The sequence below is a fragment of the Actinomadura oligospora ATCC 43269 genome, from assembly GCF_000518265.1.
In the GTDB taxonomy this organism is placed as follows: domain Bacteria; phylum Actinomycetota; class Actinomycetes; order Streptosporangiales; family Streptosporangiaceae; genus Spirillospora; species Spirillospora oligospora.
Window position 1 is genome coordinate 408,765 of the sequence record NZ_JADG01000010.1, and the last position, 17,078, is coordinate 425,842.

Genomic DNA, 17,078 nt, shown 5'->3' on the forward strand with positions numbered 1-17,078 from the left:
GGCATGACCAGGGGCGATGCAAGATGCTTACCGGTTGACCACATTCCCGGATGTCCGAGTGGGGATGTATGTTGCCTATGCTTGCTGTTTCTTGGTCGACCCATAGGGTGGGGTATGTGTTTCGCGCCCATAAACGAAGCCGCACAGGGTGCATTGTGGGGTTCTCATGGCGGTTCACGGCTCCGGTCGGGATTCGGTGACGATGGTCCTCCGTGCGGAGCCCCACGCGACTCTCTGACCGGCTCTGCGAACGACTCTCCGATCGGCTCTGCGAAGTCGACCTTTTCGCGGACGCCGCAGTCGGGGCAGCACCAGGCGTCGGGCACGTCGGCCCAGGCGGTCCCGGGAGGGAAGCCCTCCCTGGGCTCACCCGCGCGTTCGTCGTAGACGTAGTCGCAGACGGGGCATTGGAAGCGGCTCATGAGCGGTACCTTCCGCGGTGGCCGGCCTGGACGTTGGCGAGGTCGACGTCGCCGCCGTAATGCGCGAGGACACGGCCGTCCATGACCCGGCGCCAGAGCGGCGGAATCCATGCCAGCAGCGTCATCGTGGGATATCCGGCGGGCAGTTCCGGGGCCTCGTCGACATGCCGGAGCGCCTGGTAGCGGCGGGTCGGATTGGCGTGGTGGTCGCTGTGCCGCTGGAGGTGGTAAAGGAGCACGTTGGACGCGAGGTTGTTGCAGTTCCAGCTATGCCGCGGGGCGCAGCGTTCGAGGCGTCCGCCGGCGGTTCTCTGGCGGAGCAGCCCGTAATGCTCGATGTAGTTGATCGTCTCGAGCAGGGAGAAACCCACCACCGCCTGGAGCAGCAGGTAGGGCAGGATTCCGGGCCCGAACAGGGTGACCAGCACCCCGTAGAGGACGAGCGTCATCGCCCAGGCGTTCAGGACGTCGTTCCGCGCCGTCCACGGACGTCGTCCGGTACGGGCGAGCCGCCGTGCCTCCAGGCCCCAGGCGGAACGCAGGCTTCCCAGAACCGTGCGTGGCCAGAACCGCCAGTACGTCTCGCCGAGCCGGGCGCTGGCCGGGTCCCGCGGGGTGGCGACGCGGACGTGATGGCCGCGGTTGTGCTCGATGAAGAAGTGGCCGTACGCGGTCTGCGCCAAGGCCACCTTCGACAGCCAGCGCTCCAGCGCGTCCTTCTTGTGGCCGAGTTCGTGCGCGGCGTTGATGCCGTTGCCGCCGACGAACCCGGTGGTGAACGCGAGCCCGAGCTTGTCGACGGTCGAGAGGCCCCCGCGGGACCACAGGTAGCAGGCCATGACCAGCCCGGCGTACTGGAGCGGGAGGTACAGATAGGTGCACCAGCGGTAATAGCGCTGTTGTTCCAGCCAGGCCAGGACGGCGTCGGGCGGGTTGCCCGGGTCCTTGCCGAGGGCGTGGTCGATCCACGGGAAGGTCGCGTACAGCAGGAGGAGCTCGGACCACCAGAAGACGCCCTGCCCGGTCGCCTCCGCGAGGGCCCAGGCCAGGAACGGGAACGCGGGGACGAACAAGCCGAGCAGCCACAGGTACTTCTTGCCGTCCCGCCACGTCGCCGGCGGCGGTGCCGGACCGTTCAGTGCCATGCCACCCGCTCCTTCCCTGAGCCGACCTGGACGGCGGCGCGGCGGGTCACGCGGTGGAGCGCGATCACGTAGGCGATGTCGAGGGCGGCGACGGCGACGAACAGCACGTACAGGACGGGCCGTCCGTCCGCCGCCGTCGTGGAGGGCATGTTCACGCCGAACGCCAGGGCGAGGCATGCCGCCCCGAGGAGCTTGGCGACCGCGATCGGCATGCTCTGGCCGCGTCCGTCGCGGCGCGCGTCCAGCATGGCGAGGAACATCGCGCTCGTCATCAGGTTGGCCAGGAACGTCGTGTAGATCCCGTAAGGGTCGTCCAAGGCCCTGTTCAGGGCGTACAGCAGCGGGATCGCGACCGCGTAGGACGCGGCGACGATCGCGGCGAACAGCCAGGCGGGAAGGCGCGGGAACTCGCGTGGGCCGTACCGGAGCGTCTGCGCGACCAGGACCAGGTCGAGCAGGAACATGCCGGTGATCCCAGCCCGCAGTCCGTGGGGGTATCCGCCCAGGAAGAGCAGCTCCCACGACGAGTTGGCCACCAGCGCCAGGAGCGGCATGCCGAAGGTGCGGTCACGGGCGTTCCGCCATGCGACCAGCACGTAGGCCAGGGACCAGAACCCGCCGCTGGCCAGGAGCAGCGGCACGAACCACGGGGACTCGCTCATGGGATCACCCGGACCGGTCCCGGGACGGCCGGACCGGCTGCAGCCCGCCAGCCGCGCCTCCGCCAGCCGCGCCTCCGGTCGGTGCGCCCCCGCTCGGCGCGCCCTCGGCCAGGGGCAGTTGCCTGTTCCGGACGGGATCGACGCTGCGCGCCATGATCCGCTCGACCGTCCTGGGGAAGAGCAGGTCGGACAGGCGCGCGGCGAGGCCCACCGGGTGGCTGATCCGCGCGGGCCGGTGGACGACCGCGTGGGCGATCACCCGCGCGGCCGACCGCGCCGACATCGCGGAGTTCTGGTTGATGCCTCCCCGGGCGCTCATGGCCGTCCGCACGAGCGGCATGTTGACGATGGTCCAGCGCACCCCGTCGGCGCGCGTCTCGGGCGCGGTCGACCGGGCGAACGCCTCGAAGGCCGCCTTCGAGGCCAGGTATCCGGAGAAGTGGGGAAGTGCCCCGATCTGCGTGCCGAAGGTGGAGACGTTCACGATGTGCCCGTCCCCGCGGGCCCGCATGTCGGCGAGGAGCGGCAGCGTCAGCCGCAGCGCGCCGAGGAAGTTCAGCCGGATCTGCCGTTCGGTGTCGTTGAACGGGTCGCGGGAGTTGACCAGCGCCCGGCGGATGGAGTGCCCGGCGTTGTTGATGAGGATGTCGGCCCCGCCCATCTCCAGGACGTGCGTCGTCAGCCGTGCGACCTGGTCGGGATCGGTCAGGTCGCACGGGTGCACGTGCACGGGCGCGCCGTCGATGCCCTCGGCGACCTGCGCCAGCCGGTGGGCGCGCCGGGCGACCAGGATCAGCTCGGCTCCGGCGTTGCCGAGCAGGAGCGCGGTCTCCCGGCCGATCCCCGACGACGCCCCGGTCAGCACCACCCGCTTCCCGGCGACCGCCGACCGCAGCGACCGCGGACGGCGCAGCCGGTGGAACTGCCGTCGGGGCGTGCATTCCCAGGTCGTCCGCCAGAAGAGGTCTCCGACATCCATGTGCTCTCATCCTTGGGGGAGGTGGGCTGCGACGGCCGGGCGGTCGCCCGGCGGTCAGGGCCGGGTGAAGGCGAGGACGACGTTGTGCCCGCCAAAGCCGAAGCTGTGGGACAGGGCGGCCGTGACGTCCTGGTCGCGCGGGGCCGGGCCGACGAAGTCCAGGTCGAAGGCCGGGTCGGGCCGTTCGAGGTTGAGGGTTGGCGGCAGGAACCCGGCACCGATCGCCTGGACGACCGCGATCGCCTCGATCCCTCCCGAGGCCCCGAGGGAGTGCCCGGTCTGGGACTTGGTCGCGGAGACCGGCACCCGCCGGCTGCGGTCCGCCAGGGCCGTCCTGATCGCCATGACCTCGGCGGCGTCGCCCAGCGGGGTGCTGGTGCCGTGCGCGTTGATGTAGGACACCTCGTCCGGGGTGAGCCCGGCCCGCCTCATCGCGATCTCGATGGCGCGGCCCGCTCCGCTGCCGTCCGGACGGGGCGCCACGACGTTGTAGGCGTCGCAGGTCCGTCCGTATCCGGCGAACCGGGCCTTGACCGCCGCGCCGCGGGCCGAGGCGTGCTCCTCGGACTCCAGGATGAGCATCCCGGCGCCCTCGGCCAGCACGAAGCCGTCCCGGTCGGGGGAGAAGGGCCTGCTCGCGGCGGTGGGGGCCGCCACCCGGGCCGACAGGGCGTGGTGGGCGCGCAGCGAGCTGATCATCTCGGGGAAGACCGGCGCCTCCGCCCCTCCCGCGACCACGATGTCGGCCTCGCCGCTGGTGATCATCTGGTGGCCCACCGCGAGGGCCTCGCCCCCGGCGGCGCACGCCAGCGACGAGCAGGTGACCGGGCCGGACAGTCCGTGCCTGATGGCGATGCCCGCCGCGATCGCGTTGCTCATGACCCGGGGGACGCCGCCCCGTGACCGGCGGCCCCCCTCGTCCCAGGCGGCCCGCCAGATGGCCGCGAGGGACTCCAGGTTGCCCGCGCCGGTGCCGACCGAGATCCCGAACCGGGTGAGGTCGAGCTTCTCCAGATCGAGCCCGGCGTCCTCCATGGCCAGGTCGGTGGCCACGATCGCCAGCTGGACGGTGCGGTCCATCTTCGCCGTCAGCCGGACGGGCAGGGCCAGCGAGTCCGGGAGGTCCACCTCGCCCGCGATGCACGGGCCAAGCTCCTCCGGCGCGAACCGGGTGACGCTCCGGATGCCGTTGCGCCCGGTCACCTGTCCCTTGTGGAAGTCCGCCGCGCCGATCCCGATGGGGGTGACGGGGCCCAGGCCGGTCACGACCACGGCGCTCACGGCATGGCCCTCTCCGGCGAGGTGTCCTGCATGACGGCGATGACGTCGGCGACGGTGCCCACCATGGAGAACCGCCCGGGGTCGATGTCGAGGGCGTAGCGCTCCTCGACGTCGGTCAGCAGGTCGTAGGCGTCGATGGAGTCGAGGGCGAGGTCCTCGCGCAGGCTCGCGTCGGGGGTGATCAGGCTCCGCTCGACGCCGAGCCTGTCGGCGAGGATGGTCTGGATGGTGTCCAGCGCTTCCTGGGCGTTCATTTCGGTTCCCTTCCCGGTGGTCGGGCGGCGGCGTTTCCCGGACGGGCGGCGTTTCCCGGACTGGCGGCGTGCCAGCCGCGCTCCGCCGGCAGGTAGAGCCCGTCGCCGTCGCTGGTGTGGGTGAGCGGGACGGAGTAGAGGTTGACCGTCCCGCGGTCGAGCAGCTGCTCCGCCAGCGCCCGCCGGTCGACCCGGTCGAGGTGGCGGTGGTGGATCCGGGCCCGGCCGAGGTCCCGGGTCCACTCGGGTTCGAGGTGGTTCACGACCGTGGTCTGGTGGAAGTCCGGTTCGCGGTTCCGCACCTCCTGGTAGGTCCGGATGAGGGAGTGGGCCCCGTTGAGGAGCGTGAAGACGCTGAGGTTGCCGGTCAGCGGGACGTTCTCGTACCGGATCTGCTGGACGAGGGTGGGCGTGATGTCGGGGACCAGCGCCGCCGCGCCGTCGCCGACGAACGCCAGGACGTTCCCCGGACGGGTCAGGGCGATCGCCGGGAGCGCCTGGAGCGCGTCCCCCATCAGCGCCCGGCCGTACCAGCCGGAGTGGCCGGGGCCGGTGCGGGCGATGTTGCGGATCGCGGCGATGCCGCCGCGCCCCACGTCGTACACGCCGGTGTAGCCGTAGCCGTGCGAGGCGACGAGCCCGCGGACGACCGCGTCCACCTCGTGGCAGAACACGCCGGTCGTCATGGGCCTGGTCGGCAGGACGGCCGACGGGTCGCCGTGGTCGCGGACCGTCTCGATCGCGTGCCGCCGCATCGCCAGGACCTTCGGATCGACGTCCAGGCGTTCGCCCAGCCGGTGGAGGAACTCGCCGACGGGGACGCACAGCGGCAGGTCGGCGGCCGGGGCCACATGCTCCCGCCGCCGGGTCACCTGCACGACCATCGGGTGGCGGCCGAGCACGGACTCGCTGAAGGGAGTCGAGATCTCGGCGATCCGGCTGCCGAGGAAGAACAGCGCCAGGTCCGGCCGGAGCCGCCAGGTCGCCGGGTCGATCATGTAGTCGTACAGCCGCGACGTGAAGCCGTAGAGCCCCAGCGTGCCGAGGTGGGCGGGAATAGGGCGGCCGTCCACGAAGGTCGAGACCGCGCCCGGACGGGTGAGCGAGTCGGCCAGCGCCGCCCCGGCCTCGTGGGCGGCCCTGAGCAGCGGCGGCCGGTCCTCCGGCTCGACGGCGCCCACCTGCCACAGCAGCCGGACCGGGGCGTTGTTGACCAGGTCGACGACCTGCTCGAAGGGGCTCTCGCGCACGACCGCGCCGGCCCGCACGGGGTCGGCGGGGACCGCCGCGGGCTCGGCGGGGACGGGCGGCGGGTCGGCGCGGTGCTCCAGGACGCTGTGGGTCACCAGCAGCACCACCGGGCCCTCGTCCGCGTCGTAGGCGGCGAAGGCGTCCCGGAGGGCGCGGTCGAGGTCCTTGGCGCGGTCCAGGTAGAAGGTCTTCAGCCGTTTGGCGCGCATGACCTCCCGGGCGTCCTCGTGCGCGTGGACGGTGCCCTGGAACGGAGCCCACCGCCCGGACGGCGACTCCGCGCCGACGATGAAGCCGCGGGCCCGGGCGTCCCGCAGGTTGGCGAGGGTGCCCTTGAACTCGTCCAGCATGCCGCTGGTGACCACGATGAGGAACGGCGCGCGGTCGAGGATCCACCGGGCCAGCGCCCCGCAGGCCAGGCCGTGCTCGTTCGGGCCGCGCAGCACGGGGTTGCCGCGCTCGGCCGCCAGCCTCTCCAGGTCGGAGATGATCCCGGACACCACGGTGCCGGTGTAGGGGTGCAGGCCCCACAGCGGGCCCGAGCGCGCGGACAGGAAGTCGGCGAGCCCCCGCGCCAGGGTGGCGGCGGGGAGTTCGGCGGCGGCGATCGAGACCTCCGCGACGCGGGCCTCGACGTGGTCCGCGACCGCGGCGACGGCGTCGCAGGCCAGATGCCAGTCGGACCCGGGAAGGTCGCGGACGGCGAAGGGCGCGACGACCTGCGCGTCGGCTCCGTGCGACGGGTCGCGGTACAGCCGGACGCCGAAGGGGGACAGCTCGGGCCGCTGGGACGTGGGCCAGGACGTGACCGCCTCGATCACGGCGTCGGCGCTCGCCTGGTCCGCCCCGTCCGCAGGCGGTCCGGGCGGAGGGAACACCAGGAGCACCCCGACCGGGCGTCCGTCGGCGACCAGGCCCGGCGCCGCCGCCAGCGAGTCGGCGAACTCCACGTCGATCCGCAGCCGCGGGACGCGCTCCTCGAGATAGTGCCGGACGCGGTCGGCCACGTCGCGGAAGCGCGGATCCCGTCGCCAGGCCGCGCCGGAGGCCGGGCCCGCGTCCTCGGCGGCGGGCACGAGGCCAGGGAGCGCTTCGCGCAGGATCCGCCGTTCGCCGGGGCCTGCCCCCACGCAGACGACCGTGAGCCGCCTGTCTCCGTGCCGCACCTTACCGCTCATTCGCGTGACCACCTCGAGCACAGGAAATGCGAGGTCGAGAAGGGAAATTCTTCCCTCTGGCCAAGGGCAACGTGCTCTTGATAAATGGGTCAAGATCGTTGACTCATTACGAAAGAGTCGAGCCCCTGGCGCCACTCTCAAGGAAAGAGGAGAGGTCACGGCGAGGCAAGTGACGTACGGTGAGTGATGCATCACTGATTGTGACTATCGTTCTACTTGGCAGAGAGTCCGCACGTCAGAGCGATGTGATCTGATGGGGAACGCGGCGCTCGATCCCATCTTCCTAACGCCGCTGGAGGAAGGATGACGACCGGAAGCCCCTGGAATACCGATGAGCGCGTCGCATTGCGCGCCCTGGCGCGTGACTTTACCGAACGCGAGATCGTCCCGAATCTCGCCCAATGGGAGGACGACGGAAAACTGCCGATCGAAATCCATCGCAAGGCCGCCGAGGTCGGGCTTCTGGGCATCGGATGGCCCGAGGAGGCGGGCGGTTCGGGCGGTGAGGTGTTCGACGTCCTGATCGTGTTCGAGGAGATCATCCAGGCGGGCGGTTCGGGCGGTTTGCTCGGCGCGCTGTACACCCACGGCATCGCGCTGCCGAACATCATCGCCTCCGGCAGCAAGGACCTGGTGGAGCGCTACGCGAAGCCGACGCTGGCGGGCAGGAAGATCGGCGCGCTCGCCGTCACCGAGCCCGGCACCGGCTCCGACCTGGCGAATCTCAGCACCACCGCCGTTCCGGACGGAGACTTCTACGTGGTGAACGGCGCGAAGCTGTTCATCACCTCGGGGGTGCGGGCCGACTTCGTGACCGCGGCGGTGCGCACCGGCGGGCCCGGCGCGGCGGGCATCTCCCTGCTCGTGATCGACAAGGACACGCCGGGGTTCACGGTCTCGCGGTCGCTGCGCAAGATGGGCTGGGACTGCTCCGACACCGCCGAGCTGGCGTTCGCCGATGTGCGGGTGCCCAGGGCCAACCTGGTCGGCGCGGAGGGCACCGGCATCCTGCAGATCGCGCAGAACTTCGTCACCGAGCGTCTGGGGCTCGCCGCGCAGGCGTACGCGACCGCGCAGCGTTGCCTGGACCTGACCGTCCACTGGGTGCGGCAGCGCGAGACGTTCGGCGGCCTGCTGGCGTCGCGGCAGCTCGTCCAGCACAAGATCGCGGAGATGGCCCGGCAGGTGGACGTGGCGCGCGCCTACACCCGGTCGGTCGCGGAGCGGTACGTGGCGGGCCAGGACGTCCTCACCGAGACGGCCTTCGCCAAGAACACCGCCGTCTACGCGGTCGAGCACGTGGTGCACGAGGCGGTGCAGCTGTTCGGAGGCATGGGCTACATGCGCGAGTCGGAGGTCGAGCGGCACTACCGTGACGCGCGCCTGCTGGGCATCGGAGGCGGCACCACGGAGATGATGAACGAGATCGTCATCAAGCGCCTCCGGATCGAACCGCGCAGGATACGGGCACGCTCTGCCTGAGAGACCCGGCCCGAGGAAGTCGGCCCGAGGAAGTCGGCCTGAGGAGGCTGCCGTGGAGCGATGGATCATCGACGACGTCCCCGACCAGGCCGGGCGCACGTTCGTCATCACCGGCGCCAACAGCGGCCTGGGATTCGAGACGGCCAGGGCGGTCGCCCGTCGCGGCGCCCATGTGGTCATGACCGCCCGAAGCCGCCTCAAGGGCGAGACCGCCGTGGAGCGCCTGCGGAGCCTGGTGCCGCGGGCCTCGGCGGAGTACCGGCTGCTCGACCTCGCCGACCTGGACTCGGTCCACGCGTTCGCCGAGGCGCTCACGGCCGGCCCGCCCGGCGACGTCCTGGTCAACAACGCCGGGGTGATGTGGCCGCCGCGCACCCTCACCAGGCAGGGATTCGAGCTGCAGTTCGCCACCAACCACCTGGGGCACTTCGCACTGACCGCCCTGCTGTACGACTGGCTCGGGATCTCCGCACAGCAGGGCCGGGACGTGCGCGTCGTCACGGTCACCTCGGTCCTGCACCGCGGCGGACGGCTCCAGCGCGGCGACCTGACCGGCGACCGCTCGTACTCGCCGACGGCCTTCTACGCCCAGTCCAAGTTCGCCAATGTCGTGTTCGGCCTGGAGCTGGACCGCAGGCTCAGGGCGATCGGCTCACCGATCCGCAGTGTCCTCGCCCACCCCGGCTACGCCGCCACCAACCTCCAGACCAGCGGCCCGACCGGCCTGCGCAAGCGCGTCTACCAGGTCCTCAACGTCGTGCTGGCCCAGCCGGCCGACCGCGGCGCGTGGAGCCAGCTGTACGCCGCGACCGACCCGGACGTCGAGGGCGGGCAACTGATCGGACCGGACGGTCCGGGCGAGATGCGCGGCCGTCCGACGGTCGTCCAGCCGGTGCACCGCGCCCGGGACCCGGAGACCGCCCAGGAGCTCTGGTCGCTCTCGGAGAAGCTCACCGGCGTCCCGTTCCCGCTGGACCGGCCCAAGTGACCCCGATACGCTCCGACCGTGCCCCGGGGCCACCCGGCCCCGGGCACGGTCGCGTCAGATGGAGACCTCGTAGGTGCGGCGCTTGGCGGCGATCCGCGCCGGGTGGTCGCGGAGGTCGTACGACCAGCAGTCCGCCGCCCCGAGGACGGGGACGACGATCCTGACCCGGCGCTCATGGTGGCCCGACGTCGGCGAGCCGTGCAGGGCCTCGCAGTGCTGGCCGATCGCCTTGTCCGGCTCGCTGACGGACGAGCTGAGGGCCGAGCATTCGTAGCTCTCGCCCCACGCATCTCGCTGGCTCAGCCGCCGATGGGTGTAGCTCGAGCGCAGTGAGTCTGTGAGCTGGACGTTCGTTCCTGGGCTGTTTGATCGCGTGACCGGCTTCTACTGTGGTGTAGGCGTTGAGGGCGGTGGCCCGGGGTGGGGTGGCGCCGGCACTTCACCGCTCGGGTGGTTGGCGGCGGTTCGCCCCTGCTGGAGGTTCGAAGGTGCCAACCAATTGATCCCATCCAGCAAGGAAGAGCCGGTGGAACGGTATGACGACGCCGTCACCGAGGACGAGTTTGCAGCCTCCAGGACTTCGTTCGATCTTCTCCTAGCCGACCTGCGCGCCCGGCAGCGGGCGAGCTCACCCACGCCGAGCTGGGAAGAACTCTGCGTCCAGGGCGGGCGCCGGGTGATACGGCAGCTGCTGCAGGACCACCTGGACCCGCGGGCGCTGCGCGAGGAATGGCGGCTGAAGAAGGGGCAAGACCGGCTGCTGGCCACCGTGGTCGGCACGGTGACTGCGACCCGGTGCGCGATCCGCGCCCCGGGCCGCCGCAACCGGTGTCCGGCCGATGACCATCTCGCCCTTACGGCCGGGCGGCACTCGCACGGCCTGCGGAAAACTGGCCGTCCTGGAGGCGGTGCGCGGGTCGTTCGACGACGCGCACGCCGCGATCACCTCGTGGTGCGGGCCGGTGATCGGGAAACGGCAGATCGCCGACCAGGTGGTCGCCGCCGCAGTCGATATCGACGCGTTCCACGCCGCGGCGATCCCACCGCCCCGCACCGCCGACGCCCCGGCCGCCAACGACGTGTCGCCGGTTGGGCGTTGGGCTTGCTGGTCGGCAACACCGACCAGGTCATCACCGACATGAGAACCCGAGCCGCCCCCCGACCGGCGCGACGGCCTGGGCACCGCCATCGGCTACCTGTCCCGTCACCGCGAGTTCCTCCAGTACGACCGGGCCCTGGCAGGCGGATGGCCGATCGCCACCGGAGCGGTCGAGGGCACAGCCAGACATCTGGTGGGTGGAAATCACCGGCGCGAGGTGGGGGCTGGCCGGGGCCGCGGCGATCCTGAAGCTCCGCGCGGTCCTCGGCAACGGCGACCTGGACGCCTACTGGGCCTACCACCTCGACCGCGAGCGACACCGCCTCCACAAGGCCCGCCACCAGGAGGAACACGCACTCACGGCTTGATCAACACAGTCACTGGGCTCGAACTACACCCATCCTGGATTGCTCAGCGCATTGGACCAGCTGACAGGCACCGCCATGCCTGGGAAGCCAGTGCCAGGTCCTCCGTGCAGGCGACTTCGCGAACCCATGCAGTCGATGTCGCGGATGCTGAGATTGGGCAAGAACTTGCCGCGGGTCGGCAGTGACCAGCGTCCTCGACGGGGCAAGGCCGGGGCGCAGTGCGGCAGCCGTCCGCTCCGCGTGGCCGGGACGCTGATCAGTGGGTGTTCGCGTTGTGCGCAGGTGCGGGCCGTGGGTGGCCTCGGCAGGACGGACATACTCACGTTCGATCGCGGCTCCGAAATGACGAGCCCGGCCCGTCTCTCCCGATGGGTCTGCTCACCAACTCGGCAGATGCTCACGCTCGGAGGAGCGCTGGCCGGACGGCTCGCTCTGTCGGAACGGACCGTCCGGTCGGCGGCGTCGTGAGGACCGGTGGCCCGCTGGCTTCAGTGGCCCACGTCCGAAGTTACAGCCCTGGGATTTTGGGAACTGCGCCGGTGGCCTTACCCACTACGCTCCCGGCCCCGCCCGCGCTCTCGGCGCCGGGGACCGCACCGGTCAGACCGCCGGGGACCGCACCGGTCAGACCGCCGGGGACCGCACCGGTCAGACCGCCGGGGACCGCACCGGTCAGACCGCCAGGGACCGCGCTGGCCAGGCCGCCGGGGACGGCACCGGCCAGGCCGCCGGGGACGGCGCTGGTCAGGCCGCCGGGGAGGGCGCCGGTGAGGTGCGCAAGGCTCTGGCCGACGATGGCCTCGGCGAGACGGATCTTGGCGAATCGGAAGGTGTCCCGGAGGCTGTACTGCAGGTCGAGGATGAGGTGGGAGAGGATGTCCAGCGGGAGCGTCAGCAAGCTCGCGGTGGGTGGTCGCGGGAGTGCGCCAGAGGCCAGCCCGATGGCTTGTCCTGCACCGATCTGAGGAAGAGCGCCCCCTGCCAATGCTGAGACGTCGGCAGGGTTCGGAGGCTGGGCCGAGGTCGGGTTGGATGGCGCTGCGGTTTCGGACGGTTTCTCCATGATGGTCCTTGAGGGAAGGGGTTTGGCCCTGTGGAGCCGCCGGGGGAGTGCGCCGCGTAGTGGACACACGCACGGCGCGGATGGATGCGACGGCACTGATGGGCTGGACGCCGAGCACGTGGTCTTCGTATGCCGGAAGACAGCCGTTGCCGTGCGCGGCAGGTGGATCCTCTCCGTTAAGGACAACACGGATTGCAGCGAGCCATAACTCTCTGTAGCGACAGGTTGCGGTTCTGTGCAGTCATCCACATGGCGCTACGAAGAATCCCGTTCGCATGAACTGATCGGCGCAGCCGTGAGCGGGTTGGTCATGTGTGAGCTTCCCCCCGTTTCACGGCCACGTGACCTGAGATGACCTGGCGGTCATCCGGGAAGGATCACCTCGTGCCGTCACCTCATCCGCCGGAGTTCCGGCGTCGCGCCGTGGAGTTGGCCCGGACCGGCGACAAGTCGGTGTCCGCGCTGGCCAAGAGCCTTGGAATCAGCCAATCCTGCCTGAGCCGGTGGGTCCGGCAGGCCTCGATCGACGAAGGCCAGGCCGACGGGCTGACCACGGCCGAGAAGGAAAGAGCTCGTCGCGCTGCGCCGCAAGACCAGGCAGCTGGAACAGGAGAACGAGATCCTCAAACGCGCCGCGGCGTACCCGCCCGGGAGAACGTCCTCCCAGAATCAAGTACGCATTGATCCGTGAGCTCGCCGGATTAGGCATCCCGGCCGCGGCCGCGTGCCGCGTATTGGGAGTTTCGTTGTCGGGTTATAAGGACTGGGTCGGCCGACCGGCGTCGCTACGGGAGCAACGCAACACCGAACTGGTGAAAATCATCCGGGAAATCCATGCCGAGTCCCGGGGCAGTCACGGGTCTCGGCGGGTGCACGCCGAGCTGGTGGCCGGGCGGGGCGAGTCGGTGAACCACAAGCGGGTCGAGCGGCTGATGCGTCAGGCCGGGATCCAGGGGATCCACCGGCGTCGTGGACGCCACAACCTGGTCAACGCCGCCACGGCCGAGGACCTGGTGCAGCGGTCGTTCACCGCTGATGCGCCCGACCGGCTGTGGTGTACCGACATCACCGAACATCCTGCCAGCGACGGGAAACTGTACTGCGCCGCCGTGCTGGACTGCTTCTCTCGAAGGATCATCGGGCATTCCATCGACGTCCGCCAGAACACCGAACTGGTGGTGAACGCGATGGCGGCGGCGGTCGCCCGCCGTGACCCGGTCACCGGCGCCACCGTCCTGCATTCCGACCACGGGACGCAATTCACCTCGTTCGTGTTCGGGAAACGACTCCGGGACGCGGGACTCCTCGGATCTATGGGTACGATCGGCGACTGCTGCGACAATGCCATGATGGAATCGTTCTGGGAACGATACAGATCGAGCTCCTCAATACCAAGAAATGGGCAACAAGGACTGGGCTGGCGGTGGCGGTGTTTGAATGGATCGAGTGCTGGTATAACCCATTCAGAAGGCATTCCAGTCTCGGAATGCTCAGCCCGGTCGCCTACGAGGACCAACACCACGCCCAGCAGGCTGCCACCGGCTGACCCATCTCACCCCAGGTGGCCGTGCTACGGGGGGAACCTCAGTGTGAATGGGTGTGGCTCGAACTCAGTGACTGCGTTGATCAAGCCGTGAGTGCGTAATCCGCCTGATGGCGGGCTTGGTGAAGGCGGTGTTGCTCGCGGTCGGTGGGGCATCCTGCCGTACGCGATCGAGGTCCGCTGGTCACGCGCCGGCTGGTGCCTGATCTACATCAACCGCGACGAACAGTAGCTCCGCCCCCAGCCGCAGAGCCGACTACTCCGTTGCCCCTTTCGGGCTTACTTGGTCTGCCCTCGCGCCAGACCTGGTGCCAGGGGTTGTCCGCCGGACGGCCACGGAGCAATCATGGACAAACTGGGGCGAAAATGACGCTGGGCAAACGCGGCATTTTCGCGTTTGCCCAGGTCGGGGATGGTGGGTCGCGCGGGACTTGAACCCACAACCTACGGATTAATTGTCGGCGTGTGGGTTGTTGTGTTGGTGGGGGTCCTGTCACTGGGTGTTGACGGGGTGCGTTGAGCGGGTTGCTTTGGGTGTACGGGGATCGCGGGTGCTGCGCGGAAGCCGTATCGCTGTGATCTGTCGGATGAGCAGTGGGCGTTGATCGAGCCGATCATCGCGGCGTGGAAGGCGCGGCGTCCGTCGGTGTCGGGTCATCAGGGCCGGTATCCGATGCGGGAGATCGTGAACGCGCTGCTCTACTTGGAACGGACCGGGTGCGGGTGGGAGTACCTGCCGCATGACCTGCCGCCACCGTCGGCGGTGTACTACTACTTCGCGTTGTGGCGGGATGACGGCCTGTCCCAGACGATCCATGACCTGCTGCGCGCCCGGGTCCGTGAGGTCGCCGGGCGCGGCGAGGACCCGACCGCGGTCGTGGTGGACTCCCAGACCGTGCACGCCGCCGCGGGCGTCCCGGCGGACACGACCGGCCTGGACCCGGGCAAGAAGTCCCGGGGCCGCAAACGCGGGATCGCCACCGACGTACTCGGTCTGCTCCTCGCGGTCTACGTCACGGCCGCGAGCGTGCATGACAACGCGATCGGGATCGAGTTGCTGGACCAGGTCGCCATCGACCATCCGACCGTGACGGCCGCGTGGGTCGACGCGGGATTCAAGAACGCCCTCGCCGACCACGGCCGAACCCTCGGCATCGACGTCCGGGTCGTGCAGCCCGAACCCGGCACCAGAGGGTTCACCCCGGTGCCCAAACGGTGGGTGGTCGAGCAGACCTTCGGCACCCTGACGCCGCACCGCCGCCTGGCCCGGGACTACGAGAAACACCCCGCCAGCAGCCAAGCCCACATCTACCGGGCCGCCACCGACCGGATGACACGCCGCCTGACCGGGACGACCACCAGCTGGCGCGACCGGCCCACCGCCACGCTCGCCGCGTGAACCCTCACCTTCCTGAGCTGCCCGAGCAGCTTCTTCGGCACCTGACACGGCAGCGAGACGCCGCTCAGGCCGACGTCGACCGTCTCACCACCGAACTCGACCACGCCCGGCAGCTTCTTGAACGCCTGGACATCACCCACCAGACCCTGCTCGCCATCACCCGGCCCCAGCCCACCGGCCCCGGACCCGTCCCACAGCCGCAGCTTCCGCCGGGCTACTCCCAGATCCTCACACTCCTAGCCGGCCACCCGACGGCCTCCACGCCAAGGACATCACCCACGCCCTCGGCCAGGACCCCACCAGCAAGAAACACCGTCGAGGGCATCAGCGCCAAACTCAAACGCCTGGTCGGGCGAGACCTCGCCACCGAACCTCAAAAGGGACTCTTCACCATCAAGGCACCCAAGACCTAACAGAACACCCTCTGAGTGCTGGAGTCGAACGGTCAAGGGAGCTTCTCCGCCCCTCTACGCCCCCCGACACCAGCGTGAGGAAGGCCCCCACGCCTGCGTGGGGGCCTTCCTCACGAGTTTTCTAGCCCGGCTGGCGTCCGGGTGCTGGCGGCGGTCAGCCCGTGCCGCTTTCCTGCTCGACGTGGTGGGCGATGACGTACCAGCCGTAGCCAACGCTCACGTACGACTTCGTCTTCCCCCCGGCCCACGGCCCAGCGTGCGTTTCCGTTCCCACTCCGGGCTTGTTGAACGTCGCCACCACACGGTGCTGCCAACTCACCGTTCCGGCCGGGCACTGCGAGCCAGCGGTGGGCGTCCCCCAGCCAACAAATGTGTAGCTCCAGCAACGACCGCTCGACGCCGCCTGAGCCGAGCCCGCCCCAGTCAAACAGCCGCAGACAAACTGCCGCATCCCGGCACGAGGAGCTGCGGTCGTCGGACGTGTGGACGGAAGAGGTGGAAGGGGAAGTATGTCAACGGCGCCGGGCGGCGTCGCCCTGGTCGGGCGGAACGGCGTGCCAGGTCCGGGCCATCGACCGCCACCCGTTGCTGTGCTCTGGGACCGACCTCCGTCGCTCGGGCACGGCACCTGGAGCTGCCGCGCCCAGACCGCCACGCGCTGCGGACGTTTGCCAGCCCAGAAAGCGGTGTTGCGCGCGGATCTATTGTCCGTCTCCCCAGGCGCTCGTGGCCACTGGGGCCTGGGGGTGGGCGGTCAAGATCTGGCGGTGTACGGCCGCCGGGAACGGCGTTGGGCGGACATGGTGCTGGTGATGGGCGGCCAACAGGGGCGTTGGCGGGTGGCCAGGCCCTCTGGGATTCCGACGGTCGGCGGCCCCAGCTCTGAAACGTGTGCTTCAGAAGCTTTCTGGAGCGTACACTGCAGAAATGGAGAGCGACCGATCCGGCCAGACGCCCGGGGCGCGCCGCGGCCGCCCGCGCTCGTTCGATGTCGACACGGCCGCCGAGGCCGCGCTGCGCACGCTGTGGGCCAAGGGCTACGAGGCTTCGTCGGTGGGCGACCTGGTGACGGCCACTGGCTTGTCGATGTCCAGCCTGTACTCGGCGTTCGGCAGCAAGCGCGGCGTACTGGAGGCGGCACTGACCCTCTACGACCGCAACCGGGACGATCTGTTGGCCCCCCTGGAGCGCGGCAACGAAGGGCTTGAAGATCTGCGCCGTTTCCTGGAGGCCCTCCGGCAGTCCGTGTCGGAGCCGGGTATCCCTGGCTGCTTCATGGTGAACACCTCCACCGAGGTAGCGCCGCACGACAGCGGGATCGCCGCGCGGACCAGCCGTTACCGCGATCGTGTGTACGCCGGCATCACCGCCGCTCTGAACCGCGCGGTCGCCTCCGGCGAGCTCCCGCCCGGTGACGTCCAGGACCGGGCCCGGATCCTCCAGGCCGGCTCCTACGGGGCCCTCGTGGTGGCCCGGGCGGGCGACACGGCGGAGGCCCGCACGATCATCGACGCGCTGATGCGGATGTTCGCGACCCAGGGCTGAGCGGTC

At 70.1% G+C, this 17,078-nt stretch carries 18 protein-coding genes; 10 read left to right on the top strand and 8 right to left on the bottom strand.

The genetic code is table 11. The features are described 5' to 3' along the window. Positions 1–164: 164 nt before the first annotated feature. From P696_RS59335 to P696_RS46405, 7 genes are read right to left on the bottom strand one after another with little or no spacing between them, the layout of a single operon-like run. Complete coding sequence (locus P696_RS59335) at positions 165–533, bottom strand: rubredoxin (RefSeq protein ID WP_425394152.1); 369 nt, start codon at positions 531–533, stop codon at positions 165–167. Next, complete coding sequence (locus tag P696_RS0118020; RefSeq protein WP_051467817.1) at positions 419–1,567, bottom strand: alkane 1-monooxygenase; 1,149 nt, start codon at positions 1,565–1,567, stop codon at positions 419–421. The genes P696_RS59335 and P696_RS0118020 overlap by 115 nt, the downstream gene beginning before the upstream one ends. Continuing rightward, entirely contained in the window at positions 1,558–2,229 is a 672-nt protein-coding gene (locus P696_RS46390; RefSeq protein ID WP_051467818.1) for a transmembrane-type terpene cyclase, read from the bottom strand. Before P696_RS46390 ends, P696_RS0118020 begins: the two co-directional genes overlap by 10 nt. A gap of 4 nt (positions 2,230–2,233) precedes the next feature. Beyond that, a complete protein-coding gene (locus P696_RS46395) occupies positions 2,234–3,208 on the bottom strand; it encodes an SDR family NAD(P)-dependent oxidoreductase (RefSeq protein WP_051467819.1) in 975 nt (324 codons plus the stop codon). 54 nt (positions 3,209–3,262) lie between these two features. Further along, positions 3,263–4,489 (bottom strand): beta-ketoacyl-[acyl-carrier-protein] synthase family protein, encoded by a 1,227-nt coding sequence (locus P696_RS0118035; protein WP_034485390.1) that lies wholly within the window; start codon positions 4,487–4,489, stop codon positions 3,263–3,265. Next, positions 4,486–4,743 (bottom strand): acyl carrier protein, encoded by a 258-nt coding sequence (locus P696_RS46400; RefSeq protein ID WP_026413417.1) that lies wholly within the window; start codon positions 4,741–4,743, stop codon positions 4,486–4,488. Before P696_RS46400 ends, P696_RS0118035 begins: the two co-directional genes overlap by 4 nt. Next, entirely contained in the window at positions 4,740–7,172 is a 2,433-nt protein-coding gene (locus tag P696_RS46405) for a hypothetical protein (RefSeq protein WP_157429769.1), read from the bottom strand. The genes P696_RS46400 and P696_RS46405 overlap by 4 nt, the downstream gene beginning before the upstream one ends. Positions 7,173–7,475: 303 nt before the next feature. Between P696_RS46405 and P696_RS0118050 the strand changes: the two genes are divergently transcribed. From P696_RS0118050 to P696_RS46410, 5 genes are all read left to right on the top strand, one after another. Then, positions 7,476–8,654: an acyl-CoA dehydrogenase family protein gene (locus P696_RS0118050; RefSeq protein ID WP_051467821.1), complete on the top strand. Its 1,179-nt coding sequence runs from the start codon at positions 7,476–7,478 to the stop codon at positions 8,652–8,654. A gap of 52 nt (positions 8,655–8,706) precedes the next feature. Beyond that, positions 8,707–9,642: an oxidoreductase gene (locus tag P696_RS0118055; RefSeq protein ID WP_026413419.1), complete on the top strand. Its 936-nt coding sequence runs from the start codon at positions 8,707–8,709 to the stop codon at positions 9,640–9,642. A gap of 82 nt (positions 9,643–9,724) precedes the next feature. Further along, positions 9,725–9,916, top strand: coding sequence for a hypothetical protein (locus P696_RS0118060; RefSeq protein WP_157429770.1), 192 nt, complete (start codon positions 9,725–9,727; stop codon positions 9,914–9,916). A gap of 565 nt (positions 9,917–10,481) precedes the next feature. Continuing rightward, the gene (locus tag P696_RS55995; protein WP_157429771.1) at positions 10,482–10,784 is read left to right on the top strand and encodes a hypothetical protein; all 303 of its coding nucleotides are present in this window, start codon (positions 10,482–10,484) and stop codon (positions 10,782–10,784) included. Between the two features lie 154 nt (positions 10,785–10,938). Then, positions 10,939–11,109, top strand: a complete 171-nt coding sequence (locus tag P696_RS46410; RefSeq protein ID WP_425394153.1) for a hypothetical protein — start codon at positions 10,939–10,941, stop codon at positions 11,107–11,109. A 508-nt stretch (positions 11,110–11,617) separates the two neighbouring features. On the opposite strand, the gene P696_RS58795 is transcribed toward P696_RS46410, so the two are convergent. Then, a complete protein-coding gene (locus tag P696_RS58795) occupies positions 11,618–12,007 on the bottom strand; it encodes a hypothetical protein (protein ID WP_051467822.1) in 390 nt (129 codons plus the stop codon). A gap of 516 nt (positions 12,008–12,523) precedes the next feature. Between P696_RS58795 and P696_RS59340 the strand changes: the two genes are divergently transcribed. From P696_RS59340 to P696_RS46425, 5 genes are all read left to right on the top strand, one after another. Further along, a complete protein-coding gene (locus tag P696_RS59340; protein WP_157429772.1) occupies positions 12,524–12,856 on the top strand; it encodes a transposase in 333 nt (110 codons plus the stop codon). Continuing rightward, positions 12,841–13,809: an IS3 family transposase gene (locus P696_RS54550; RefSeq protein ID WP_425394156.1), complete on the top strand. Its 969-nt coding sequence runs from the start codon at positions 12,841–12,843 to the stop codon at positions 13,807–13,809. The genes P696_RS59340 and P696_RS54550 overlap by 16 nt, the downstream gene beginning before the upstream one ends. Before the next feature lie 450 nt (positions 13,810–14,259). Then, on the top strand, positions 14,260–15,114 hold the full coding sequence (locus tag P696_RS0118085; RefSeq protein WP_034485393.1) for an IS5 family transposase: 855 nt from the start codon (positions 14,260–14,262) through the stop codon (positions 15,112–15,114). Next, positions 15,111–15,527, top strand: coding sequence for a hypothetical protein (locus tag P696_RS56005; protein WP_157429774.1), 417 nt, complete (start codon positions 15,111–15,113; stop codon positions 15,525–15,527). The genes P696_RS0118085 and P696_RS56005 overlap by 4 nt, the downstream gene beginning before the upstream one ends. 927 nt (positions 15,528–16,454) lie before the next feature. Beyond that, positions 16,455–17,072 carry a TetR/AcrR family transcriptional regulator gene (locus tag P696_RS46425; RefSeq protein WP_084337689.1) on the top strand — a complete coding sequence of 206 codons (618 nt, stop codon included), beginning with the start codon at positions 16,455–16,457 and terminating at the stop codon, positions 17,070–17,072. The last annotated feature ends 6 nt before the right edge of the window (positions 17,073–17,078 follow it).